We start from the raw sequence: 23,156 nt of genomic DNA, 5'->3' as shown, positions 1-23,156 counted from the left end.
CCCTGCCCTATGTGGAGGATGCGTCCGCCGGCTTTTCCGCCACCTCTTCCTCGGATTGCTGCTTCTCCCGCGCCAGGCGCTCGCGCTCCTGGCTGCGTTCGATCATCCGCGCCGACCAGATGGCGACCTCGTAGAGCAGGATGGTCGGGATGGCGAGGCCGATCTGGCTCATCGGATCGGGCGGCGTCAGGACCGCCGCGACGACGAAGGCGATGACGATTGCCCATTTGCGTTTCTCGGCCAGCGCCTTGGATGACAGCATGCCGACGCGCGTCATCAGGCTGGTTACCACCGGCAGTTGGAACACCAGGCCGAAGGAGAAGATCAGCGTCATGATCAGGCTGAGATATTCCGACACCTTCGGCAGCAGCGAAATCTGCACCTGGTCGTTGGTGCCCGACTGCTGCATGGCGAGGAAGAACCACATCACCATCGGCGTGAAGAAGAAATAAACCAGCGAGGCGCCCATCAGGAACAGGATGGGCGACGCGATCAGGAACGGCAGGAAGGCGTTGCGCTCGTTCTTGTAGAGGCCGGGCGCGATGAACTTGTAGATCTGCGTGGCGATCAGCGGAAAGGCGATCACCATGCCGCCGAACATGGCGAGCTTGACCTGGGTGAAGAAGAATTCCTGCGGTGCGGTGTAGATCAGCTCGACCTTGTGCGGATCGAGCCCCGCCCATTGCGTCGCCCATTTGAACGGCACGACAAGCAGGTTGAACAGCTTCTTGGCAAAGAAGAAGCAGACCAGGAACGCGGCGAAGAAGCCGCCGAGCGACCAGATCAGCCTGCGGCGCAACTCAATGAGATGCTCCATCAGCGGCGCCGAGGATTTCTCGATCTCGTCCTTTTCCTTGTCCGAAACGCTCACTTGGCGGCTCCCGCCGTCTTTTTGGCCACCGGCTTCTTCGCTGGCGCCGGTTTCGCCTCGGCCTTCGTCGTCGCCGTCTTGGCTGCTGCCGGTTTGGCAGCCTTGGCAGCCTTTGACGCCGCCACGGGCTTCGCCGGCGCTTTGGGCGCTGGCGCGGGTTTGGCGGTCGCCGCTTTCGCAGGCGTGGAAGCTTTCGCGCCATTCGCCAAAGCCTTGGCCGCCTTCCCTGCCGCGGGTGCCTTTGGCGTCAGCTCTGTCGGCACTGAAGACGCCACCACCGATTCATCCGTCATGACCGGGAAGATCGGCGCGGCCGGCGTGGCATCGGGGTCATTGGGCCCCGGCATGGTGGTCGCACCGTTCTTCAGCGGTTCGGCCGCCTGCGGTACCGGGCCCGCGGGCGCCGCCGTATCGACGGCCGGCTTCGGCTTCATCGCCGCGTCGACGCCGGAACGCACATCCGCGGCCGCCTGCTCGAACGGATTGAGCTGTTTCCTGATCTCGGCAACCGGGCTGAGCCCCCTTAGCTCGTCGACCGACTTCTTGACGTCGTCGAGCTCCGCTTCCTTCAGTGCCTCGTTGAACTGCTTCTGGAAATCGGCCGCCATGGCACGCAGCTTCGCCGTCGTGCGGCCGAAGGTGCGCAGCATGTTGGGCAAATCCTTCGGCCCGACGACCACGATCATAACGATCGCGATCACCAGCATTTCGGTCCAGCCGACTTCAAACATGGCTATCCGTTCCGACTAATGCATGCCGCCCAAAAGTGCGAAGCGGTTTTGGGACAACGACACACACACAAAAGCAACAACCCTTGGCTCAGCTCTTGCTGGCCTTTTCCTTCGCTGCCGAAACGGTTTCGTCGGCGCGATGTTCGACGGTACGCTTGTCGTCGGCAACGTCGTCGTCGGCCATGCCCTTCTTGAAGCTCTTGATGCCCTTGGCCATGTCACCCATCAGCTCGGGTATCTTGCCGCGGCCGAACACCAGAAGCACGATGACCAGCACGATCATCCAGTGCCAAATCGAAAATGAACCCATAGCAACTCTCTCTCGAATGGTTTCCCTGGCGATGATCTATGCGTTTTCGCGTTGGGATTCAAACACAACCGCGACAGAGTTTATGAAAGGGTGTCGGATGTCACGCATTTTCGGCGATGCGGTCCGCTACCAATGGGCGCATCTAGCCCGTGAAAGCCTCCAGGAACAGAGGCTTGCGGTCAATCTTCCGTGACGCGCGGCGTCAGCAGGCCGAGTTCCTCGAGATCGATATCGGTCAGCGGATCCTCGTCTTCGGTCAGCGCATCCGGATCGGCCGGCGGCTGCGGAATGGAGAAATTCGACGGCATGCGGCCCGAAAGCAGGCCGGCGCCCTTCAATTCCTCCATGCCGGGGAGATCGCGGATCTCCTCGAGCGCGAAATGATCGAGGAAGGTTTCGGTGGTGCCATAGGTCACGGGACGGCCCGGCGTTTTGCGCCGGCCGCGCATGCGCACCCATTCCGTTTCCAAGAGCGTATCCAGCGTGCCTTTCGAGGTTTCGACGCCTCTGATGTCCTCGATCTCGGCGCGCGTCACCGGCTGGTGATAGGCGATGATCGCCAGAACTTCGAGCGCCGCGCGCGACAGCTTGCGCTGTTGCACGGTGTCACGGCTCATCAGGAAGGCAAGATCGCCGGCGGTGCGAAACGCCCAGGCATCGCCGACCCGCACCAGGTTGACGCCGCGGCGCGCATAAATCTGCTGCAGCTCGGCCATCGCGAGCGCGATGTTGATGCCATCGGGAAGGCGCGCGGCCAACTGCTTTTCACTGACCGGCTCGGCACTGGCGAAGACGATCGCTTCGGCCATGCGCACCGCCTCCGCCATATGCAGCCGCTCGGCGGGATTCTGCGCCGGATTCTGGGCCGGATTCGGAACCGAAGCCTGGTCGATCTCGCCCTCCTCCGGTTCGTTGTCCATCTTGAACGGGACAACCGAAGCGTTGGCGCGTTCGCTCATGATGCCACCTCGACTGCCTTGATTGCCGGTGCGCGGTGATCGCGCAGATAGATCGGCGCGAACACCTCGTCCTGCCGCACATCCATCTTGCCCTCGCGCACCAGTTCTAGTGTCGCCGCGAACGAGCTGGCGATCGCGGTGCGCCGCTCTTCCGGGCTGGACAGATATTGGATGAGAAAACTGTCGAGCGCCGTCCAGTCCCGCAAGCTTCCGATCAGGCGGGTCAGGATGTCGCGAGCGTCCTTGAGCGACCAGACGCCGCGCCTGGCGATCGTGACATTGGTGATTGCCTGCTTCTGCCGCTGCTGGGCATAGGCGGTGAGCAGATCGTAGAGCGACGCCGAATAGGCATTGCGCTTCTCGATGATGACCATTTCCGGCATGCCGCGCGCGAACACGTCGCGGCCGAGGCGGTTTCGGTTGACCAGCCGCGCCGATGCATCGCGCATGGCTTCCAACCGCTTGAGCCGGAATTGCAGCACCGCCGCCAGTTCCTCGCCGCTTTCGCCTTCCTCGCCCGGCTGCTTCGGGATCAAAAGCTTCGATTTGAGGAAGGCGAGCCACGCCGCCATCACCAGATAGTCCGCGGCGAGCTCAAGTCTCAGTGCCCTCGCCGTCTCGACGAAGGCCAAATACTGCTCGGCCAGCGCCAGGATGGAGATGCGCGCGAGATCGACCTTCTGGTTGCGGGCAAGATGCAGCAGAAGATCGAGCGGGCCCTCGAATCCTGCGACGTCGACGACCAGCGACGGATCGCCGGTCAGCCGGGTATCGTCGCCTTCGGCCCACAGGCGGTCCATCGGTGCGGCCTTCCCGGCCTTGCTTTCCAATGCTTCCGCCACGTCCCGTTCTTCCCTCTGTCAGGCCACCGCATCGAAATAGGTGGCGAATTCGGCGCGTATCTCGGTTTCTTCAGCCGCGTCGCGTTTTTCTATATAGGTCATTGCCCGGTTTGCGCGCTCAAGCGACTTGCCCTCGAGCCCTTTGGTTCGCGATGCGATGCCCGCCATCTCCTCGAAAACGCCGTTGCAGTGAAGGACCAGATCGCAGCCGGCCGCAAGGATCGAGGCCGCCTTTGTCGGGAAATCCCCAGAAAGTGCCTTCATCGAGGTGTCGTCGCTCATCAGCAGCCCATCGAAGCCGATCTCGCGGCGAATGATCTCGTCGATGACCTTGCCGGAGGTGGTTGCCGGGTTCTTCGGGTCGATCGCGCTGTAGACGACATGGGCGGTCATCGCCATCGGCAGGTGGTTGAGTTCCCTGAACGGCGCAAAATCGTGCCGCTGCAGCTCGCTCATCGAAGCGTCGACGACAGGCAGTTCGAAATGCGTGTCCGCGAAAGCGCGGCCATGGCCGGGAATATGCTTCATGACCGGCAGCACGCCGCCAGACATCAGGCCTTCCGCCGCGGCGCGGCCCAGCTCGATGACCGGGCGCGGCTCCTTGCCATAGGCGCGCGCGCCGATGACGTCGCTCGCCCCTTCGATCGGCACGTCGAGCACCGGCAGGCAATCCGCCGTGATGCCGTAGCGCAGAAGGTCGAAAGCGTGCAGCCGCGCCATCAGCCAGGCAGCGCGGGCTCCGGCGTCGTGGTCGTCGCGCCACAGCGCACCGAGCGCGCCGCCGGCTGGATAGTTCGGCGCCAGCGGCGGCCGCAGCCGCTGCACCCTGCCGCCTTCCTGGTCGATGAACACCAGCGCGTCCGGGCGTCCGATGCAGTCGCGCATCTCGGCGACCAGATCGCGGATCTGCTCGGTCTCGCTGATGTTGCGGGCAAACAGGATGAAGGCCCACGGGCATTCATTGCGATAGAAACTGATTTCTTCGCGGGTGAGCGATTTCCCGGCACAGCCAAGGATCATGGATTTTGATTCGGTCATGCTGACGAGTCTAGAATCTTCCGCGGCCAAAGGGAATCACGTCGAAAAGTGCAAAAAGAAAACCGGCGCGGCGTTGAGGCCGCGCCGGTTTTCGAACCGCTCTCCTCCGACACGGGAGGTGAATGACTACCTCGACACGAAGCAGTTGCCGCCGGCAGCCTTATAGCTGGTGCACAGATTGATGGCATCGTTGCGCGACTGCGCAGGCACGCGGACCCGGTAGAACGTCCCCTTGCCGGCGATCTCCGCCTTGACGATGTTGGCGGTACGGCCGGAAAGCACGCCACCGTAGCGGCGCTGCAGATCCTGATAAGTCGACTGCGCGCTTTCGACCGTCGGCTGCGAGGCGATCTGCATCGACCACGAACCGCCGCCGGTCGAGGGCGCCGCGGGACTGATGGAGGCAACCTGATCGGGCTTGACCTCGCCGACCACGTCGACCGGCTGGTCGGACGGGCGCTGCGGCGCGACCGGAACCTTGGCCGGCGTGTTGGCCGACTGGGCCTTGGCTTCCGCCTTGGGCTCGGCCACCGGTTTCAGGGCTGGCTCATCGTCCGCCTGCGCGGCGTCCGGCGCCACCGTGCCGGTTTGGTCAGCATCAGCCTGAGCCGACGGCGCGACATGTTGCGGCGCCGGATCGACCGGCTCCACGGCAGCCACTTGCGGTGCGGCGGGCGCCGGATCCTCACGCGGCACCAGCGACCCGTCCGATTTGACCACCATGGTCCTGACCTTGCGCGGCGCCACGGCGACGACGTCGGGATTCGTGCCCTTGTTGGCATCCTGTAGAACCTGCGCGATACGGTCCTCGGACTTGGGTGCGGGCGCGGCGTTGTCGGCTGGCGCCGCAACGGCGGTTGGAGCATCGCCGCCGTCGGCGTCGGTCGCGCCGGCTGCGGTCTGGTCGGGCGAGAGATCGATGGCGCGAGCCGGATCTTTCGCCGCCACATCGACCGGTTCCTCGACATTGGTGACGAGCTTCTGCTGGACCGGCTCGGCGGGTTTGGCGCCCTTGGCCACCGCGTCGTAGACCTTGTTGTCCTGGTTCGGCACCACGGCGCCGCCCGGGTTTTCCGGCTTGACCTTGATCGGTGCGTTGTCCGCCTTGACCAGGACCGGGGCGTCACTGCCGCCCTGGCCGCCCGGAGACAGCGCGAAGGCGCCGAGGCCTCCAGTGACAACGACTGCACCGACAATGGCGGCGATGAGCAGGCCGCGCCTGCGCGGCGACCCGCTGGCCTCGCGTTCGGCGAGACCAGGAACCGACATCGCCTCATCCAGTTCGGGATCGTAGTCGAGCTCGTCGACGGCAAAATCGTCGGCCTGTGAAACCGGCTGGCTGCCCGGCAAGTCGTCGACGTCGAAACCATTGGTGGCATCGGCATAACCTGCCGGCGCTGTCGCGCGGGCAGACATTTCCGCTGGCCGTGCCGCATAGGTGCGCGCCTCGGGCTGATAGCCCGGCTTGAGCCCCTCATAGCCCGGTTCAAAGGCATCGTATCCCGACTTGAAGCCGGGATTGTAGGAGTCGTCGGCATAGGACGCGCTGGTGTTTGCGGGAGCCGCAGCGACATCCACTGTATTCATCTCGGTCAGCAGATTGGAGAATTCGGCGTCGAGATCGTCGTAGCCGGGCGCGGCCGGCTCGTCCTCTTCGAAGTGCAATTCCGGAATGTCGAGATCATCCTGAAGCGCCACGACGCGCTCCGGCACATCGACGGTCTCGACGTCGGGCATCTCGTCATAGGACGCGGACTGCTCGCGCTGCGCGCCGGCCGGCGCCGCATAAGCGGCAGGCTCAGCTGCACGATAGGTCGGCGGGACCGCGGCAGCCGGCGCCGCAGCCATGGGGGCCGCCGAAGCCATCGGCTGGGCGGTAAAACTCGCCTGTTGCGGCTGCGGGACCGGCGTAACCCGGCTCCACGAGCGGGCCGGCTCGGGCGGCGTGGACTGCGTCGTCAGCCAATCGAGGGAATCGTCGCGGAAAGTTTCCGGCGCGGCGGGATCCGCGGCGACGTCTTCATCCCGGTCGATGCTTTCGGCCAGGTCGATGCTTGCGGCGAGTTCCGCTTCGAAATCATCGTCTTCAGAGGCAGTGGCATGCGCGCCGAGGTCCTGGTCCTGAAGCTCATCGAGCATGAGATCGTCAAGATCGACGTCAGCGGTCGAGACCGCCTGATGCTGCTGCGCCGCCGCAGGTTCGTCCAGGTTCCAGTCGAGGTCACCGGCAGCCGGTTCTTCGTCGGGTTTCGCGGTCGCGGCGACAGGCTGCTGAACCGCGACCTCCTCTTTGGCCACCGGCGCCGGGCGTGCGCTCATAGCGCCCAACAGCGCGTTCAACTCGTCTTCAAGGCTACGCTCGTCGGCGGCGGCATGCACCGGTTCGGCCATAGCCGGGCCGGCCGGCTGAACGGGGGCAGCCACAGGCTCAGCAGCCGGCTCGTCCGTCGCTTCGGCAAGCGCGTCGTTGAAATCCTGCTCGAAAGCATCGTCCAGCGGCTCATCGGCGGCCAGGTCTGCCGCCTCGCCTTCCGCATCGGTCGCCTCGGCGAACACGTCATCCATTTCGTGCGCATCGGCCGTCTCGGCGGTCACCTCGTGCGCGTCAAGGGCATCCGTCCCCGCAGCCACGGGCGCATCGGTCGCGACCGAGTGATCGGCAGGTAGATCGAAATCGATATCCGCCAACGCGTCGTCGAAAGCCGTGGCGTCATCAAGCCGATCGCCAAAATCCTCTTCGGAAACCGCATGGTTCGCGTTCAGCACCGCCTCGACGGGAGGCTCAACCGGAGCCGCGGCCGCTTCAGGCTGCTGCTCCGCCACGTGACCATCGAGCATCAGTTCGTCTTCGAGCGAAAGAGCAAAGCCATCGTCGAATTCATGATCGACGGTCCGCTCCGCGACAGGCTCCGCCACGTCGGCGGCCAGGGCGGGCTCGGCCGCATCGATCGCGTCATCGAGCCGGAAGTCCTGATCGAGCGATGCCGCAAGCTCGTCCGCCATGGGCAGATCGTCATCGAGCGGCGAAACGCCATCGAGGGAGCTGGCTACCGCATCGTCGAAATCCGTATCGAAAGCGGGATCGACGGTTGGCGCGGCCTCGGCAACGACACCTGCGTCATCGACGCCATGCTCATCGTCGAGCTGCATGTCGTCAAACGCCATGGCGAGTTCGTCATCCGTGCCGTCGGTAGCGGCGGCGTCGAACGCCGGCTCATCAACATCGGCGACCGTCGCAGCGTCGCCTTCGGCAAAGTCGAAGTCGCCCATCAACTCCTTTTCGAGATCGATGTCGAAATCGCCCTCCTGCGCCTGCTGATCAGCGGCGGCTTTCGGCTGGGCGGGCGCCTGTGGCCTGACCGGCTGGCGGGGGTCGAATCCCATGATCCTGGTCAGTTCCGCGAACGGATCATCGTTGGCGATGTCGTTGTTGTCGGCTATTCTCAGCTGGGTTCTGTCTGCCATTATTGTTCCCGAACTCGCACTCATTCGGACGCCATGGACGTCGCGCAGGGTTGGCCCTTACCAGCGCAATGTGGGCAAAAGGTGACAGGTTTTTTAGTCAAACCTAACGCATTTCGGTGGGCGCCGCGGCGCCGATCAGCGTCAGGCCGGACGTCAAGACATCCGAAACAGCCTGCACCAGCCCTAGTCTGGCATGCGTCAATTGTCGGTCGTTAACCTTAACAAAACGTAAGTCCGGATTATCGGTGCCACGGTTCCAATGCCCGTGGAAGCTGGAGGCGAGATCGTAGAGATAGAATGCCAGCCGGTGCGGCTCGAGCGCAAGTGCCGCCGACTCGATCAACCGTGGATATTCAGCGAGTTTCCTGATCAGGCCGATCTCGCCTTCGTCAGTCAGCGACGCAACGGCAGCCGCCAGGCTGTTGCGATCGAAATTGGCCTCGCCCAACTGCTCGCTCGCCTGCCGGAACACCGAATGGCAGCGCGCCGAAGCGTATTGCACATAGAACACCGGATTGTCCTTGGACTGCTCGGTCACCTTGGCGAAGTCGAAATCGAGCGGCGCATCGTTCTTGCGATAGAGCATCATGAAGCGGATGGGGTCGCGGCCGACTTCCTCCACCACCTCGCGCAGCGTGACGAAATCGCCGGACCGCTTGGACATGCGCACCGGCTCGCCATCGCGAAACAGCTTCACCAGGTTGCACAGAAGAACCGTGAGCTTCACCTCGTCGCCGGCGATTGCCCGCGCCAGCGCTTCCAGCCGCTTGACATAGCCGCCATGATCGGCGCCGAGCACGTAGATCAGCTCGACGAAGCCGCGATCGACCTTGTCCTTGAGATAGGCGACGTCGGCGGCGAAATAGGTGAACGAACCATCCGACTTGACCAGCGCCCGGTCCATGTCGTCGCCGACCGCCGTCGAACGGAACAGGGTCTGTTCGCGATCTTCCCAGTCGTCCGGCCTCTCGCCCTTGGGCGGCGGCAGCTTGCCTTTGTAGATATGGCCCTTCAGCGTCAGGTCGTTGATCGCCGAGCGGATCTTCCTGGCATTGTCGGCGTGCAGCGTGCGCTCGGAGAAGAACACGTCGTGATGCACGTTGAGCAGCGCCAGATCCTCGCGGATCATCGCCATCATCGCGTCGATGGTGCGGTCCTTGACGATGGCGAGCGCCTCTTCGTCCGGCATCTGCAGCAAGGACCGGCCGAATTCCTTGGCCAGCGCCTGCCCGACCGGGACCAGATAGTCGCCTGGATAGAGCCCGGCCGGGATCTCGCCGACCTCGTCGCCAAGCGCTTCGCGATAACGCAGCATCACCGAGCGCCCGAGAACGTCGATCTGCGAGCCGGCGTCATTGATGACATATTCCTTGGTCACGTCGTAACCGGCAAAGGCCATCAGATTGGCAAGCGCATCGCCAACCACGGCGCCACGGCAATGGCCGACATGCATTGGTCCCGTCGGGTTGGCCGATACATATTCGACATTGGCCTTCCTGCCGCCGCCGATGCTGGAGCGGCCGTAATTGCGGCCCTCGCCCAGAAGCGTCGTGAGATGTGCCTGCCAAAAACCGTCCTTGAGCCGCAAATTGACGAAGCCCGGACCCGCAACTTCGGCGGCCGCGACATCCTTGTCGTCCCGCAGTGCGAGCGCCAGGCGCTCAGCCAGCGCCCGCGGGTTCTGGCCGGTGGGCTTGGCCAGCACCATCGCCGCATTGGTCGCGAGATCGCCATGACTGGCATCGCGCGGCGGCTCGACGGCGATGCGCGACAGGTCGGGCGAAACGCCGTCATTGTCTTTCAGGTCAAGCGCTTCGACGGCTTTTATGATTCGCGCGGTGAAGTCGGCGAAGATGTTCATGGGTACGACTCTGGCGGCTTTGCAGGGAATCCGGCTTGTTGGCCGGCAAAAACGAGCCCGCCCTAGCTCAAATCCGGCGTATGGTCAAACAAACGGCGGTGTTCCTTCAGCGCGTAGGTGTCGGTCATCCCCGCCAGGAAGTCGGCCACGCTGCGCGCCTTGATGCGATCCTCGGCCCGGTCGAGCCCCTCGCGCCAGCCGTCCGGCATAGCGCGCGGGTCGGCGAAATAGACGTCGAACAGGTCCCTGACGATCCGCTCGGCATCGGCGCGCACGCGCATGACTTCCTCGTGCCGGTAGAGGTGCTTGTAGAGAAAGGCCTTCAGCTCTTTCTCGGCGACGGCCATTTCGGCGGAAAAGGTCACCATCGTCTCGCCCGCCGCCCTCACCGCATCGGCGCTCCGCGGTCCGGTGCGTTCCAGATTGGCGGTGGTCGACCTGATCACGTCCTCGACCATGGCGGTGATCTGGCGCCGCATCAGCTCGTGGCCGGTGCGCACCTCGTCGAGATTGGGATAGCGCGCGCGCACCCCCTCCAGGATCGTGCCCGGCAGCGAGACGGCCTTCAGCATGTCCAGCGTCAGCAGGCCCGCCCTCAGGCCGTCGTCGATGTCATGGGTGTTGTAGGCGATGTCGTCGGCGATCGCAGCACACTGCGCCTCGATGCCGGCGAACCGGTCGAGTTCGAGGTCGTGCAGTTCCGAATAGTCGCGGATCGCCTGCGGCACCGGGCCCTTCAGGCCCTTGCCTTTGGCGTCCGTCAGCGGTCCATTGTGCTTGACCAGGCCCTCCAGCGTTTCCCAGGTCAGGTTCAGCCCGTCGAACTCGGCATAGCGCGCTTCCAGCCTCGTCACGATGCGCAGCGATTGCGCGTTGTGGTCGAAGCCACCCCAATCAGCCATTTTCTCGTTGAGGGCGTCCTCGCCGGTGTGGCCGAAGGGCGTGTGGCCGAAATCATGCACCAGCGCCACCGCTTCAGCCAGATCCTCGTCGCCGCGCAGCGCCCGCGCCAGGGCGCGTGCGATCTGCGCCACCTCGATCGAATGGGTCAGCCGGGTGCGATAATGATCGCCTTCATGGGCGATGAAGACCTGCGTCTTGTGCTTCAGCCGCCGGAACGCGGTGGAATGGATGATGCGGTCGCGGTCGCGCTGGAATGGCGTGCGGGTCGGGCTTTCGACCTCTTCGAACAGGCGCCCGCGCGAGCGCGCCGGATCGCTGGCATAGGCCGCGCGGGGCCTATAGCCGAATCCGATGTCGCCCAACTCGTTGGTCATGGTCGATGCCGCCTGACTTTGGTCGCCTGACTTTGGCCGCTAGACTTTGGCTGCTAGACTTGGCCGCCAGACTATGGCCGGTTGACTTGGCCCTTCGCGCTTCATACCTATCATGTGAAACCGAAAGCAAGGTGACGCCCATGGGCGCGGATGCCAAGACTGCCATGAAAGTCGAGATGACCGATGCTGCCGCCAGGCGGATCGCCAAGATTGTGTCGGGCGAGGCCGGCAAGACGGCGTTGCGCGTTTCCGTCGAAGGCGGCGGCTGCTCCGGCTTTTCCTACAAGTTCGATCTGGTCGATGCACGCAACGACGACGATGTCGCCATCGAGAAGGACGGCGCCACGGTTCTGATCGACGATTTGTCGCTTGTCTATATGGGCGGGTCGGTGATCGATTTCGTCGACGACCTGATGGGCCAGTCGTTCCAGATCCGCAACCCGAATGCGGTCGCCTCCTGCGGCTGCGGCACAAGCTTCTCCATTTAGGAACAACATGCCTGCCATCGGCGCGGTTCGTCAGGTCGCGCTCTCGGCCGGGCGAGACCTCGACGCGACACTGGCCTTCTGGCGCGACGTGCTCGGGATGAGCGTGCATGCGCGTTACGATCCGCCGGGCATCGCCTTCATCATGGCCGGCAGCGTGCGGCTGCTGTTCACCGACGGCATTCCGGCCGGAACCGTCTATTTCGACATATCAGGTCTCGAGGATTTCCACGCCGGCGCGAAAGCTGCGGGCGTTCCCTTCACCGCGCCTCCGACGCTTGTTCATCGCGACACCGAGGGCCAGTTCGGCCCGGCGGGGGAAAGCGAGTGGATGGCCTTTCTAAAGGATCCCGCAGGCAATACGATCGGTCTGGTCGAACGTCTCGCCCCGGAAGAACATTGAGGCCGCCATGAAGATCGTCACCTGGAACATCAACGGCATTCGCGCCCGCATTGGCAACCTCACCCATTGGCTGACCGAAAGCGCCCCCGACATCGTCTGCCTGCAGGAGATCAAGACGGTCGACGAGCAGTTCCCGCGCGCCGAGATCGAGGCGCTTGGCTACAATGTGGAAACCCACGGCCAGAAGGGTTTCAACGGCGTCGCCCTGCTCTCGAAACTGCGCTTCGACGAGGTCATCAGAGGTCTGCCCGGCGACGACGCCGACGAGCATGCGCGCTTCATCGAAGGCGTGTTCTCGACCGACAAGGGCGCATTGCGCGTCGCCTCGCTCTATCTGCCGAACGGCAATCCGATCGATGATGAGAGGAAATTCTCCTACAAGCTGTCCTGGATGGCGCGGCTGGAGCGCTGGGCCGAGGAGCGGCTGAGGCTGGAGGAAGCCCTGGTGCTGGCCGGTGACTACAATGTCATTCCCGAACCTGTCGACGCGAAGTTCCCGGAGAACTGGCTGAATGATGCGCTGTTCCAGCCGCAGACGCGGCAGGCGTTCCGCAGGCTGAAGAATCTCGGCTTCACCGAAGCGGTGCGTTCGGTCACCGATGCGGGCGACACCTTCACCTTCTGGGACTACCAGGCCGGCGCCTGGCAGAAGAACAACGGCATCCGCATCGACCACCTGCTGCTGTCGCCCGAGGCCGCCAACCGGTTTTCATCGGCCTCGATCGAAAAGCATGTGCGCGCCTGGGAAAAACCGTCCGACCACGTGCCGGTGGCCATAGATCTCGATTTGCTGCCGGCCTGACGGAGACCCCTGCCCCTGCTGACGGCGGACCTTGTATCGCCATAATCAGGCGCATGATGGAAGATCATCATGGCGGCCGGGGTTCCCATGACCAGACGATTTGTCCTTTGTCCGATCGGCCTGGTGTTCGCCATGGCCGTCCCCGCGGCGGCCTTGGCCGACCAGGAATGCCTGGCCAATGGAAAATCATATCAAGTCGGCCAGGTCGCCTGCCTGACGATTGCGGACAAGAGCCACCTCGCCCGCTGCGAGATGGTGCTGAACAACACCTCATGGACAAAGGTTCAGGACGGCTGCCCGCAAGACACGCTGGCGCCTCACCTGCACGCCACGCCGATCTCGGCGCCGGCTCCCAGCATGGTGCCGGCGGAGCCGGCCGAGAATTGAGTTCTGATTAGCGATCTCCTCGTGGGGAGATCATCCTTACTGATCGGCGCTGTTGCCTTTGGTCAGGATATCGTCGGCCAGTGAAATCGCAGTGCGGCGGTCGGCTTCGCCGGCGGCGGCAAACGCTTCTTCCTGCATACCGCGGATCCAGGGCTGATCGGCGGGCGCCGCACGTTCGAGTGCTGCCGTCATCATCGCCAGGCCGCGCACGATCTTGCCGCTCTGAAACAAAAGATGGCCGAGCGTCGCCTGCGCGCCGGCATGGCCTTTTTCGGCGGCGAGCTGGAACCAGCGCCCGGCCTGCTTGACGCTGGCCTTCACGCCGCCCTCGCCCTTCAGGAACATCTGCCCCATCTCGAACTGGGCATTCGGGTTGCGGTAGTTGGCGGCTGCGCGCATGTAATATTCCTGGGCCGCCACTTCGTTCTCGGTCACCGGGCTGCCGGGAATGCCCTTGCGCAGGTAGTCGCCCAGCGCCACCAGCGCGTCGGAGACGTAGCTTTCTTCCGGTGAGCCGGGTTCGACGTCCTGATCGACAATCTCGGAGAAGAACTTGAACGCCTCGTAATCGTCGCGCGCCACGCCGTCGCCTTCGGCATACATGCGCGCAAGCTTCCAGGTGGCGCCGATCTGCCCGTTTTCGGCCGCGTATTTATAGGCCTCCGCGGCCTGTTCCTTGTGGCCGTTCTTGTAGGCGGAGTAGCCGAACTGGAACACCGCCCAGGGGCTCGACTGCGGCTTCACGCCGGTCTTGTCGTCGAACACCTTGTCGTCGAAGGCCATGGCCTGGCCGACGGCGCCAAAGATCGCTAACGCGACCAGTGCCGGAAGGACAGACGACCTCAACAACTCTGGTGTTGACTTCAACAACTCAGATGTCCGCATAGCAGTGTGTTTCTTTCGCACCGCCCGGATGGGTGACTGCGCCATCGCGCGCCGACCCTACCGTCTGTGCGTATTTCCATATCGCGCCGGACTGATAGTCGGTCGTGCGCGCCTTCCAACTCTTTGCCCTCGCAGCCAGTTCCCTATCGGACAACGCCACATCGATCGTGCCGTTCACGGCATCGATAGAGATCACATCGCCGTCCCGGATGAGGCCGATCGGACCACCAACGGCTGCCTCCGGCCCGACATGGCCGATGCAGAAGCCGCGCGTCGCGCCCGAGAAACGGCCGTCTGTGATCAGCGCCACCTTGCCACCCATGCCCTGGCCGTAGAGTGCCGCCGTCGTCGACAGCATCTCGCGCATGCCAGGTCCGCCGCGCGGCCCTTCGTAGCGGATGACGAGAACTTCGCCTTCCCGGTAGTTGCGATGCGTCACCGCTTCGAAACATTCCTCTTCCGAATCGAAGCAGCGCGCCGGGCCGGAGAATTTCAACTCCGTCATGCCCGCGACCTTCACGATCGCGCCTTCGGGGGCAAGGTTTCCTTTCAAGCCCACGACACCGCCGGTTTGGGTAATAGGTCTGTCGGCCGGGCGGACCACATCCTGGTGTTCATTCCAGGCAACATGCTCCATATTTTCGGCCAAAGTGCGGCCAGTGACCGTCAGGCAATCGCCATGCAGGTAGCCGTGGTCGAGCAGCGTCTTCATCAACAGCGGGATGCCGCCGGCCTCGAACATGTCCTTGGCGACATATTTGCCGCCGGGCTTGAGGTCCGCGATATATGGCGTCTTCTCGAAAATCCGGGCGACATCGAACAGGTCGAATTTGATGCCGGCCTCATGCGCTATGGCCGGCAAATGCAGCGCTGCATTGGTCGAGCCGCCGGTGGCCGAAACCACCGTCGCCGCGTTCTCCAGGGCTTTCAGCGTGACGATGTCGCGCGGCCGGATATTCCTGGCGATCAGTTCCATGATCTTTTCGCCGGAGGCGAAGTTGAAACGGTCGCGCATTTCATAAGGCGCCGGCGCGCCGCAGGAATAGGGCAGTGCCAGGCCGATCGCCTCGGCCACGGTCGCCATCGTGTTGGCGGTGAACTGGGCGCCGCAGGAGCCGGCCGACGGACAGGCCGCCTGCTCGATTTCAAGCAGTTCGGCATCGCCGATCGTGCCGACCGAGTGCTGGCCCACCGCCTCGAACACATCCTGCACGGTGATCTGGCGGCCGCGATAGCTGCCGGGCAGGATCGAGCCGCCATAGATGAAGATCGACGGCACGTTGAGCCGCACCATGGCCATCATCATGCCGGGCAGCGACTTGTCGCAGCCGGCGAGCCCGACCAGCGCGTCGTAGCAATGGCCGCGCATGGTGAGCTCGACCGAATCAGCGATGACCTCGCGCGACACCAGCGACGACTTCATGCCCTGGTGGCCCATGGCGATGCCGTCGGTGACGGTGATGGTGCAGAATTCGCGCGGCGTGCCGTTGGCGGCCGCGACGCCCTTCTTGACCACTTGCGCCTGGCGCATCAGCGAAATGTTGCAGGGCGCCGCTTCATTCCAGCAGGAGGCGACGCCGACCAGCGGCTGTGCGATCTCGGCCGCCGACAGGCCCATGGCGTAGAGATAGGAGCGATGAGGCGCACGCGCCGGACCCACGGTCACATAGCGGCTGGGGAGCTTGGCCTTGGAGATGACTTTGGCGTCCATACTCTTCCTTGCCCCACATCTTCCTCGCAAGGGGGCGGTGCGGCCTGCTCCCATCGCCGAGCCTTTTGGCGCGTGTCCCGAGACAAGATCGAGGTGCGCCGGGTTTATGGCGGGAAATGGGCAATTTCCTCGGCCTGACTTTTAGTGCAGGGGTTGTTCAGAAAGTGTTGCCAAAACGTCACAACCGCACGAGGCGGAGCCGGTGCGGTTTATCTGCAACGCAGCCCTGCGGCCGACAGGCTCGGCCGCAGCCCCGCAACGAAAAAGGCCGGGCATTGCCCGGCCTTTCATTGGATTTTACAAAGGCTTAGAACTTGATCTTCACTCCACCAGAGATCGCCGTGATCAGATCATTCCCGAAATCGTAGCTGGCATCCTCGCCTGCAACATAGCCGTTCTCACCAGCCAATGTTCCCGAGTGGCCGCTGGTCAGAACGCCGACCGCTCCAGCGAGCCGCACTTCGATGTTGGGCTGCGGCGTATAGGCGACGCCGCCGCCCAGGGTCCACGTATCGGTCTGCGCACCATAGCCATGCGAGGTACCACGATCCCAAGTCAATTGACCGGCGGCACTCCATTGATCATTGAACTTGTGGCCGATACCACCTGAAACGGTCCAGCCGTCACGATACATCAGGTCGAGCGACGTCACTTGACCGGGACCGTTCGTGAAGCATGCCGCCCCAGGCGCAACTGTTGGGCAGATCGGAACGCTCTGCAGCACGCTCCAGTTGACCCACTTGATTGAACCGAAGGCCAGCCAGCCAGGCGCAATACCGGACTGCAGTTTCAGCTCCAGCGAATCCGGCATCGACTCCTCTGCGCCATAGATCGGCACAGAACCTCCAAGAATAGCTGGCAAGGTGAGTGTGCCCGAAATGTTGTCAAGCTTGACCTTCGAATTGTAGACCAAGCTGGCGCGGAGCGCGATATCAGGGATTTCGTAGGCAACGCCGGCGCGCCAGCCCCAACCGTTGGCCTCCAGATCGACACGACCAAGCAGCGGTTGTCCGAGGGGAGTAAAACCAACCAAGCTTTCCTTGAAGCCTGAAATATCCTGATAGAACAACCCGCCGATAAAGCGGAGCTGGCCCTTGCCAGCGTCAAACTTGTAGGAACAGGTGCCGGCGTAATTGTTGCTCTTGATATCGGTCTCGACGTTAGAAAGCGCTCCGTTCCACATACCTGGTGCGGTATGCGCACCCCAAGGCTGCGAATAATCGACCATGCAGTCGATGCCCTGCACAACCTGGGCCTTCATTCCTATGCGCGGCACCCAATAGCCCTCGGCTCCGTCGGCCGAGGTACCAAGGCCGAGATTGGCTCCGCCGGGACCACGCGCATTCTCGTACTTACGGTCCGGCATCACATAGGTTGCTTCCGCATCCGTCGCGAACGGCGCCGGATCAAACAGCAGGTCGATATCGTAGCCGCCGCGTTCCAGGCCGCCGGCATGTGCCGAGCTCATTGCCGTCCCCAGCAAAGCCAGCGAAAAGCACCCTGCCCCCAGCAGTGCTTTCAGACGCAGATTGTTCATGGATGTCCTCCCCGAATAGTCAGTGCATCCAGCTAGAACCAATTCGGGTTAACGGTGCAACAACGAATTCTTGGGGCGTACATGTACATGTCCACCGGACGCATTCCGGACAAAATGCAGACCAGCGCAGCAAGGCAAAAAAACGGTTCGCAGGGCGTGTCTCCCTCAAAAAAACGGGAGAAAATCGGCCAAAAAGGCCATAAATAAGGAGTTTTGAGCAGTCAAACCGCCCCATTGTTACATTATGGCAACAATGGGGCGAAAACTTCCGTTTACGTCAACATTAACGCTACGGAATGCCGGTTTTCGAAGCAAAAAGCCACCCCATTTTAGAGGGCCCTAAAGTCTCCCGAATCTGCCTTCAACCCGCTTCGCGAACCCTGGCCAACGCCACGGAAAGCTTGCCCTGCGCCTCGCGGTATTCGGCCAGCTTTTCACGCTCGGCTTCCACGATCTCGGCCGGCGCGCTGGCGACGAATCTTTCGTTCGACAGCTTCTTGTGCAGGCGCGCGATCTCCTCGGTCACCTTGGCCAGTTCTTTCTGCAAGCGCGCGGCCTCGGCGGCGAGATCGATTAGGCTGCCGAGCGGCAGGCAGACCGTTGCCTCGTTGAGCACGATCTGCGCCGAGCCCTTGGGTGCGGCGTCAACCTGCGAGATGTCGCCGACGCGCGCCAGCCGCTTGATCGCGGCGGCGTGGCGCTCAAGCCGTTCGCGGGTAAGCGTGTTGGCTCCGATCACCATCAGCGGCGCGATGGCTGCCGGCGGCACGTTCATTTCCGAACGCACGGAACGAATGCCGGAGACGAGATCAACCAGCCAGTTGATGTCGGCGGCCGCTTCAGCGTCCTCGAAATCCGGCGACGGCCACGCGGCATGGCAAAGCAGCGAAGCGCGCTCCTTGCCCTCGCCCGCGGTCTGCGCCCAAAGTTCCTCGGTCATGAACGGCATCATCGGATGCAGGAGCTTGTAAATTTCGTCGAGCACGAAGGCGACGCAGGCGCGGCTTTCGGCCTTGGCCGCCTCGTCCGTGCCCATGAACACCGGCTTCAGCAGCTCCAGATACCAGTCGCAGAACAGGTTCCAGACGAAGCGGTAAGCCGCCCCCGCCGCCTCGTTGAAGCGATATGAGGTGATGCCCTCCGTGACCTCTCGCGCGGCGCGCGTCAGCTCGGTCAGGATCCAGCGGTTGACCGCCAGCTTGGCGTCGTTCAGCCAGAAATCGTCATTGCGCGCGACTTCGTTCATCTCGGCGAAGCGCGTCGCGTTCCACAGCTTGGTGCCGAAATTGCGGTAGCCGGCAATGCGCGCCGGGTCGAGCTTCACATCACGTCCCTGCGCCGCCATCACCGTCAGCGTGAAGCGCAGCGCGTCGGCGCCATATTCGTCGATGAGGTCGAGCGGGTCGACGACGTTGCCTTTCGACTTCGACATCTTCTGCCCGTTCTTGTCGCGCACCAGCGCGTGCATGTAGACGGTGTGGAACGGCTCTTCGTCCATGAAGTGCAGGCCCATCATCATCATGCGGGCGACCCAGAAGAAGATCAGGTCGAAGCCCGTTACCAGCACGTCCGTCTGGTAGTAGGTCTTCAGCTCCGGCGTCTCATCCGGCCAGCCCAGCGTCGAGAACGGCCACAGCGCCGAGGAAAACCAGGTGTCGAGCACGTCCTCGTCGCGGGTCAGGATTTCGCCTGGCTGGAAATTCTCGAGCTTGTCCTCGACCCAGGCCTTCCAGGGTCCTTCGAGCGCCAGATAATATTCGATCGCGGCACTCAGCGCTTCTTCCTCGGTCTTCTCGACGAAGACGCGCCCGTCCGGCCCATACCATGCCGGAATCTGGTGACCCCACCAAAGCTGGCGCGAGATGCACCAGGGTTCAATGTTCTCCATCCACTGGAAGTAAGTCTTTTCCCAATTCGCGGGTATGATCTTGGTGCGCCCCTCTCGCACCGAGGCGATGGCCGGCTTGGCGAGTTCGGCGGCGTTTGCATACCACTGCTCGGTCAGGAACGGCTCGATCGGCACGCCACCGCGATCGCCATGCGGCACGGCGTGGCGATGCGGTTCCACCTTGTCGAGGAAGCCGCCTTCTTCCATCAGTTCGACGATCTTCTTGCGCGCGACAAAGCGGTCGAGGCCGTTGAGTTCGTCCCATACCGCCTGGCGCTCCGGCGTCACCTCGAGCCCGGCGAGGAAATCCTCGTTGTCCCTGAGGTTTACCGCCGCCTCGACGGTGAGGATATTGATCGCCGGCAGCTTGTGGCGCTTGCCGACCTCGAAGTCGTTGAAGTCGTGCGCCGGCGTGATCTTGACCGCGCCGGAGCCCTTCTCCGGGTCGGAATACTCATCCGCCACCACGGGAATCTTGCGGCCGACGATCGGCAGGACGACATTCTTGCCGACCAGGTGCTGGAAGCGCTCGTCGTCCGGATGCACGGCGACGGCCGTGTCGCCCAGCATCGTCTCGGGGCGCGTCGTTGCCACGATGATGAAGGTCTTCGGGTTTTCCGGATCGAAGGCCACGCCTTCGACGGGGTAGCGGAAGTGCCAGAGATTGCCGTTGACCTCTTGCTGCTCGACCTCGAGATCGGAAATCGCGGTGAGCAGCTTGGGATCCCAGTTCACAAGGCGCTTGTCCTTGTAGATCAGGCCTTCCCTGTAGAGCGTGACGAACACTTCGAGCACGGCCTTGGACAGGCCCTCGTCCATGGTGAAGCGTTCGCGCGACCAGTCGGCCGAGGCGCCGAGCCGCTTCAGCTGGTTGAGGATCGCGCCCCCGGATTCGGCTTTCCACTCCCACACTTTCTCGATGAACTGTTCACGAGTGAGGTCGCGGCGATGGATCTGCTTTTCCATCAACTGCCGCTCGACCACCATCTGCGTGGCGATGCCGGCATGGTCCATGCCCGGCTGCCACAGCACGTTCTTGCCGCGCATGCGCTCGAAGCGCACGAGAATATCCTGCAACGTGTTGTTGAGGGCATGGCCCATATGCAGCGAGCCGGTGACGTTGGGCGGCGGGATGACGATGGTGAAGGCCTCAGCCCCCTCCTCGGCGCCGGCGCCGGCGCGAAACGCGTCGGCCTCTTCCCACACCTTGGCAATCTTCGGTTCGACGGTTTTGGCGTCGTAGGTCTTTTCAAGCATGGGAAAACGGTCCGCGCTGTCGGATTTTTGCTGGTCCGGTGTAAATCGGAAGGCTTTGATCGAGTCAACCGTAGGGCCGCCTCGGCAACCGGCACAACAGAAAGAGGATCACCGTTCAGATAGTGTCTGTCCCGTATGCGACAACCTTGGTGGCGTCGGCACTGTCACCGGTTCCAGCCGGAGAGGCATTGCACACCTAGGCCGCCCAATCCCAAATGCCAGCTCGGGTCGTACGAGGAATAGTGCGACGTCTCAGGGCGCGCTGGAGTCCTCCGGCTTTTCTTTCATAGCGTCGGCGAACTTGCGCATAAGCCGCACGAGTTCGTCGACGTCGTGTGCGTCCCAGTTTTCGAAAACGGCGCGAGCGTTTCTCTCTCGTGCAGCGTCGATCTTGTCGGTCATCGCCTTGCCCTTGGGCGTGACGACGGCCTCATTCACGCGGCGGTCTGTCTCGCTCTGCCGGCGCACGGCCAGGCCAAGGCTTTCGAGCTTCGCCACCTGACGGCTGACAGTGGTGTAATCGCGGCCAGCCCGGTCGGCGAGGTCCACTATCCCGATCGGCCCAAGCCGCTCTATCCCGACCAGCAGAGGAAACAGTGCGCGGTCGAGCGCAATTCCGGCCTCCTTTACCATCTGCTCATCGCGCTGAGGCCGGTTCATAAGGCTGGCAATCTCGATCAGCGCTCCGTGGAGCTCGCGAATCTGATGACTTCCAATATGTGTATTTTTCACATTTTTCATTGACGGCACTCCGACTCTCCTATTATGTGCATTTTACACACAAGGAAATCGGTATGACAAACGGATTTGCGGCAGATGTGCTCATCTGCGGCGCGGGAGCGGCTGGCCTGACGCTGGGGATCGAGCTTGCACGGCGCGGTATACCTTTTCAGCTCATTGAGAAGATGAGCGAACCTTTCCGTGGCTCGCGCGGCAAGGGCATCCAGCCGAGGACACAGGAGATTTTCGAAGACCTCGGCATTCTCGACAGGGTCGTTGCCGCAGGCGGCGTCTATCCGCCGATGCGCGTGTATGGCGATGACGGCAGCTATATCGAAAAGGATACCGGCGAGCGCCCCGATCCCACGCCGGCGGAGCCTTACGCTATCGCGCTGATGATTCCGCAATTCCTCACCGAGCGGATCATGCGAGAGCGGCTGGCAGAACTAGGCCATAGGGTCGAGTACGGATGTGAGTTGGTTGGGTTCGAGCAAGGCGAAAACGGTGTCATGGCACGTCTTGCAGGGACGAATGGCGAGCAAACCGTTCGCGCACGCTATCTTGTCGGAGCGGACGGCGGGCGCAGCTTCGTGCGCGGCGCGCTCGGCTTGAATTTCCCCGGCAAGACGCTGGGCGTGCGTGCGGTCGTGGCGGATGTGCTGTTGACCGGGCTGGACCGCGATGCGTGGCACCAGTTCAGCGACGGTGACATGGAGCGAATGGTCGCGATTTGCCCGCTCGCCGGAACCGATCTCTTCCAGATTCAGGCACCCGTTCCGCTAGACGGCGAAGTGGACCTCTCGGCAGAACAACTGGGGCGCTTGATTAATGAGCGGACAGGCCGCGCCGACGTGCAGGTGGATTCGGTCGCCTGGGCGTCGGCCTACCTGATGAACGCCCGGCTTGCCGATCGCTACCGGGTCGATCGGGTATTCCTCGTTGGCGATGCGGCTCATATCCATCCGCCAACCGGCGGCCAGGGCCTGAACACCAGCGTGCAGGATGCCTATAATCTGGGCTGGAAACTCGCCGCCGTGCTTGGCGGCGCGGATGATTGCCTGCTCGACACCTATGAGCAGGAACGGCGTCCGGTCGCGGAATCGGTCCTCGGCCTTTCGACGCGGCTGCTCGACGCCCAGAAACAGGGTGGAATGCACCGCGGCCGCGAGGTGCGCCAGCTCGATATCGGCTATCCGGACTCGCCGCTCTCCAGGGAACTGGCCGAACGCAGCAGCGGCCCGCGTGCGGGGGACCGCGCGCCGGATGCCCAAATCAGGGGCGCGGCGGGCCAACCATGGCGACTGTTCCAACTGCTCAAAGGGCCGCATTGGACGTTGCTTGTTCATCAAGCCGGGAGAGAGACGGTTGCGCCACGCCAGGGGCTGCATGTCCACCACATCGGCCCGCAAGGCGATGTCATCGATGCCTGGGGACACCTTCGCGATGCTTATGCACTGGCACCGGGCGAGTGTGTGCTGATCCGGCCGGACGGGTATGTCGGTGCGATCGCGATTCTTGGCGCGGACCGGACCGCGGAGCTCGAAATCTATTTGGACCGCATGGGCGTAGTCCAACCCGGAGAAGACCCGAAATGACTGTCGAGCTATGTCCGAACAATGAGGTTGGCGGGCTCTATGCTTGGATCGGGCCTATATGAAGCGTGGAGCGGCGTGGTCGTGGCAATCGCCATCATCGGAGCCATTATTGCGGCCACCCGCCTCCCTCGA

General features: G+C 63.1%; 19 protein-coding genes. 5 read left to right on the top strand and 14 right to left on the bottom strand.

The genetic code is table 11. From position 1 onward, the window contains the following. Positions 1-7: 7 nt before the first annotated feature. The 9 genes from tatC to LB532_RS08550 form a co-directional block, all read right to left on the bottom strand. On the bottom strand, positions 8-871 hold the full coding sequence (gene tatC / locus LB532_RS08590) for a twin-arginine translocase subunit TatC (RefSeq protein WP_140495766.1): 864 nt from the start codon (positions 869-871) through the stop codon (positions 8-10). After that, on the bottom strand, positions 868-1,602 hold the full coding sequence (tatB, locus tag LB532_RS08585) for a Sec-independent protein translocase protein TatB (protein WP_140638951.1): 735 nt from the start codon (positions 1,600-1,602) through the stop codon (positions 868-870). Before tatB ends, tatC begins: the two co-directional genes overlap by 4 nt. An 88-nt stretch (positions 1,603-1,690) precedes the next feature. Next, positions 1,691-1,912 (bottom strand): twin-arginine translocase TatA/TatE family subunit, encoded by a 222-nt coding sequence (locus tag LB532_RS08580; RefSeq protein ID WP_015317533.1) that lies wholly within the window; start codon positions 1,910-1,912, stop codon positions 1,691-1,693. 179 nt (positions 1,913-2,091) lie between these two features. Then, on the bottom strand, positions 2,092-2,871 hold the full coding sequence (scpB, locus tag LB532_RS08575) for an SMC-Scp complex subunit ScpB (protein WP_140638952.1): 780 nt from the start codon (positions 2,869-2,871) through the stop codon (positions 2,092-2,094). Continuing rightward, complete coding sequence (locus LB532_RS08570; RefSeq protein ID WP_140639226.1) at positions 2,868-3,671, bottom strand: segregation and condensation protein A; 804 nt, start codon at positions 3,669-3,671, stop codon at positions 2,868-2,870. Before LB532_RS08570 ends, scpB begins: the two co-directional genes overlap by 4 nt. A 60-nt stretch (positions 3,672-3,731) precedes the next feature. Next, entirely contained in the window at positions 3,732-4,751 is a 1,020-nt protein-coding gene (nagZ, locus tag LB532_RS08565) for a beta-N-acetylhexosaminidase (protein ID WP_140517130.1), read from the bottom strand. A 126-nt stretch (positions 4,752-4,877) separates the two neighbouring features. Beyond that, positions 4,878-8,216, bottom strand: a complete 3,339-nt coding sequence (locus tag LB532_RS08560; RefSeq protein WP_140638953.1) for an SPOR domain-containing protein — start codon at positions 8,214-8,216, stop codon at positions 4,878-4,880. Between the two features lie 103 nt (positions 8,217-8,319). After that, complete coding sequence (gene argS / locus LB532_RS08555) at positions 8,320-10,077, bottom strand: arginine--tRNA ligase (protein ID WP_140638954.1); 1,758 nt, start codon at positions 10,075-10,077, stop codon at positions 8,320-8,322. Positions 10,078-10,139: 62 nt separating this feature from the next. Next, positions 10,140-11,354, bottom strand: coding sequence for a deoxyguanosinetriphosphate triphosphohydrolase (locus LB532_RS08550; RefSeq protein WP_140638955.1), 1,215 nt, complete (start codon positions 11,352-11,354; stop codon positions 10,140-10,142). 140 nt (positions 11,355-11,494) lie between these two features. Between LB532_RS08550 and erpA the strand changes: the two genes are divergently transcribed. The 4 genes from erpA (at position 11,495) to LB532_RS08530 (ending at position 13,431) form a co-directional block, all read left to right on the top strand. Continuing rightward, a complete protein-coding gene (gene erpA, locus LB532_RS08545; RefSeq protein WP_140551452.1) occupies positions 11,495-11,842 on the top strand; it encodes an iron-sulfur cluster insertion protein ErpA in 348 nt (115 codons plus the stop codon). Between the two features lie 7 nt (positions 11,843-11,849). Beyond that, complete coding sequence (locus LB532_RS08540) at positions 11,850-12,242, top strand: VOC family protein (RefSeq protein WP_140638956.1); 393 nt, start codon at positions 11,850-11,852, stop codon at positions 12,240-12,242. Positions 12,243-12,249: 7 nt separating this feature from the next. Beyond that, a complete protein-coding gene (xth, locus tag LB532_RS08535) occupies positions 12,250-13,044 on the top strand; it encodes an exodeoxyribonuclease III (protein WP_140495757.1) in 795 nt (264 codons plus the stop codon). A 69-nt stretch (positions 13,045-13,113) separates the two neighbouring features. Further along, entirely contained in the window at positions 13,114-13,431 is a 318-nt protein-coding gene (locus LB532_RS08530; RefSeq protein ID WP_210239872.1) for a hypothetical protein, read from the top strand. 36 nt (positions 13,432-13,467) lie between these two features. Here the strand turns inward: LB532_RS08530 and LB532_RS08525 are convergent, their stop codons facing one another. From LB532_RS08525 to LB532_RS08505, 5 genes are all read right to left on the bottom strand, one after another. Next, entirely contained in the window at positions 13,468-14,316 is an 849-nt protein-coding gene (locus LB532_RS08525) for a tetratricopeptide repeat protein (protein WP_140638958.1), read from the bottom strand. Then, positions 14,303-16,027, bottom strand: coding sequence for a dihydroxy-acid dehydratase (gene ilvD / locus LB532_RS08520; protein WP_140638959.1), 1,725 nt, complete (start codon positions 16,025-16,027; stop codon positions 14,303-14,305). The genes LB532_RS08525 and ilvD overlap by 14 nt, the downstream gene beginning before the upstream one ends. 307 nt (positions 16,028-16,334) lie before the next feature. Beyond that, complete coding sequence (locus tag LB532_RS08515) at positions 16,335-17,564, bottom strand: OmpP1/FadL family transporter (protein WP_140638960.1); 1,230 nt, start codon at positions 17,562-17,564, stop codon at positions 16,335-16,337. A gap of 361 nt (positions 17,565-17,925) precedes the next feature. After that, on the bottom strand, positions 17,926-20,709 hold the full coding sequence (locus tag LB532_RS08510; protein WP_140638961.1) for a valine--tRNA ligase: 2,784 nt from the start codon (positions 20,707-20,709) through the stop codon (positions 17,926-17,928). A 252-nt stretch (positions 20,710-20,961) separates the two neighbouring features. Further along, positions 20,962-21,459: a MarR family winged helix-turn-helix transcriptional regulator gene (locus LB532_RS08505; protein ID WP_140638962.1), complete on the bottom strand. Its 498-nt coding sequence runs from the start codon at positions 21,457-21,459 to the stop codon at positions 20,962-20,964. 44 nt (positions 21,460-21,503) lie between these two features. Here LB532_RS08505 and LB532_RS08500 point away from each other — a divergent pair, with 44 nt between their 5' ends. Further along, positions 21,504-23,024: an FAD-dependent oxidoreductase gene (locus LB532_RS08500; protein WP_140638963.1), complete on the top strand. Its 1,521-nt coding sequence runs from the start codon at positions 21,504-21,506 to the stop codon at positions 23,022-23,024. Positions 23,025-23,156 lie beyond the last annotated feature (132 nt).

The organism is Mesorhizobium sp. ESP-6-2, assembly GCF_020164675.1.
Taxonomy (GTDB): domain Bacteria; phylum Pseudomonadota; class Alphaproteobacteria; order Rhizobiales; family Rhizobiaceae; genus Mesorhizobium.
Note: the sequence above shows the minus strand (reverse complement) of the source record. Positions and strands in the feature narration are given on the sequence as shown.

Coding starts and splice junctions, on each gene's coding strand:
- tatB (WP_140638951.1), bottom strand. CDS start 1,602: ATGTTTGAAGTCGGCTGGACCGAAATGCTGGTGATCGCGATCGTTATG.
- LB532_RS08580 (WP_015317533.1), bottom strand. CDS start 1,912: ATGGGTTCATTTTCGATTTGGCACTGGATGATCGTGCTGGTCATCGTG.
- scpB (WP_140638952.1), bottom strand. CDS start 2,871: ATGAGCGAACGCGCCAACGCTTCGGTTGTCCCGTTCAAGATGGACAAC.
- LB532_RS08570 (WP_140639226.1), bottom strand. CDS start 3,671: ATGGACCGCCTGTGGGCCGAAGGCGACGATACCCGGCTGACCGGCGAT.
- nagZ (WP_140517130.1), bottom strand. CDS start 4,751: ATGACCGAATCAAAATCCATGATCCTTGGCTGTGCCGGGAAATCGCTC.
- LB532_RS08560 (WP_140638953.1), bottom strand. CDS start 8,216: ATGGCAGACAGAACCCAGCTGAGAATAGCCGACAACAACGACATCGCC.
- argS (WP_140638954.1), bottom strand. CDS start 10,077: ATGAACATCTTCGCCGACTTCACCGCGCGAATCATAAAAGCCGTCGAA.
- LB532_RS08550 (WP_140638955.1), bottom strand. CDS start 11,354: ATGACCAACGAGTTGGGCGACATCGGATTCGGCTATAGGCCCCGCGCG.
- erpA (WP_140551452.1), top strand. CDS start 11,495: ATGGGCGCGGATGCCAAGACTGCCATGAAAGTCGAGATGACCGATGCT.
- LB532_RS08540 (WP_140638956.1), top strand. CDS start 11,850: ATGCCTGCCATCGGCGCGGTTCGTCAGGTCGCGCTCTCGGCCGGGCGA.
- xth (WP_140495757.1), top strand. CDS start 12,250: ATGAAGATCGTCACCTGGAACATCAACGGCATTCGCGCCCGCATTGGC.
- LB532_RS08530 (WP_210239872.1), top strand. CDS start 13,114: ATGGCGGCCGGGGTTCCCATGACCAGACGATTTGTCCTTTGTCCGATC.
- LB532_RS08525 (WP_140638958.1), bottom strand. CDS start 14,316: ATGCGGACATCTGAGTTGTTGAAGTCAACACCAGAGTTGTTGAGGTCG.
- ilvD (WP_140638959.1), bottom strand. CDS start 16,027: ATGGACGCCAAAGTCATCTCCAAGGCCAAGCTCCCCAGCCGCTATGTG.
- LB532_RS08515 (WP_140638960.1), bottom strand. CDS start 17,564: ATGAACAATCTGCGTCTGAAAGCACTGCTGGGGGCAGGGTGCTTTTCG.
- LB532_RS08510 (WP_140638961.1), bottom strand. CDS start 20,709: ATGCTTGAAAAGACCTACGACGCCAAAACCGTCGAACCGAAGATTGCC.
- LB532_RS08500 (WP_140638963.1), top strand. CDS start 21,504: ATGACAAACGGATTTGCGGCAGATGTGCTCATCTGCGGCGCGGGAGCG.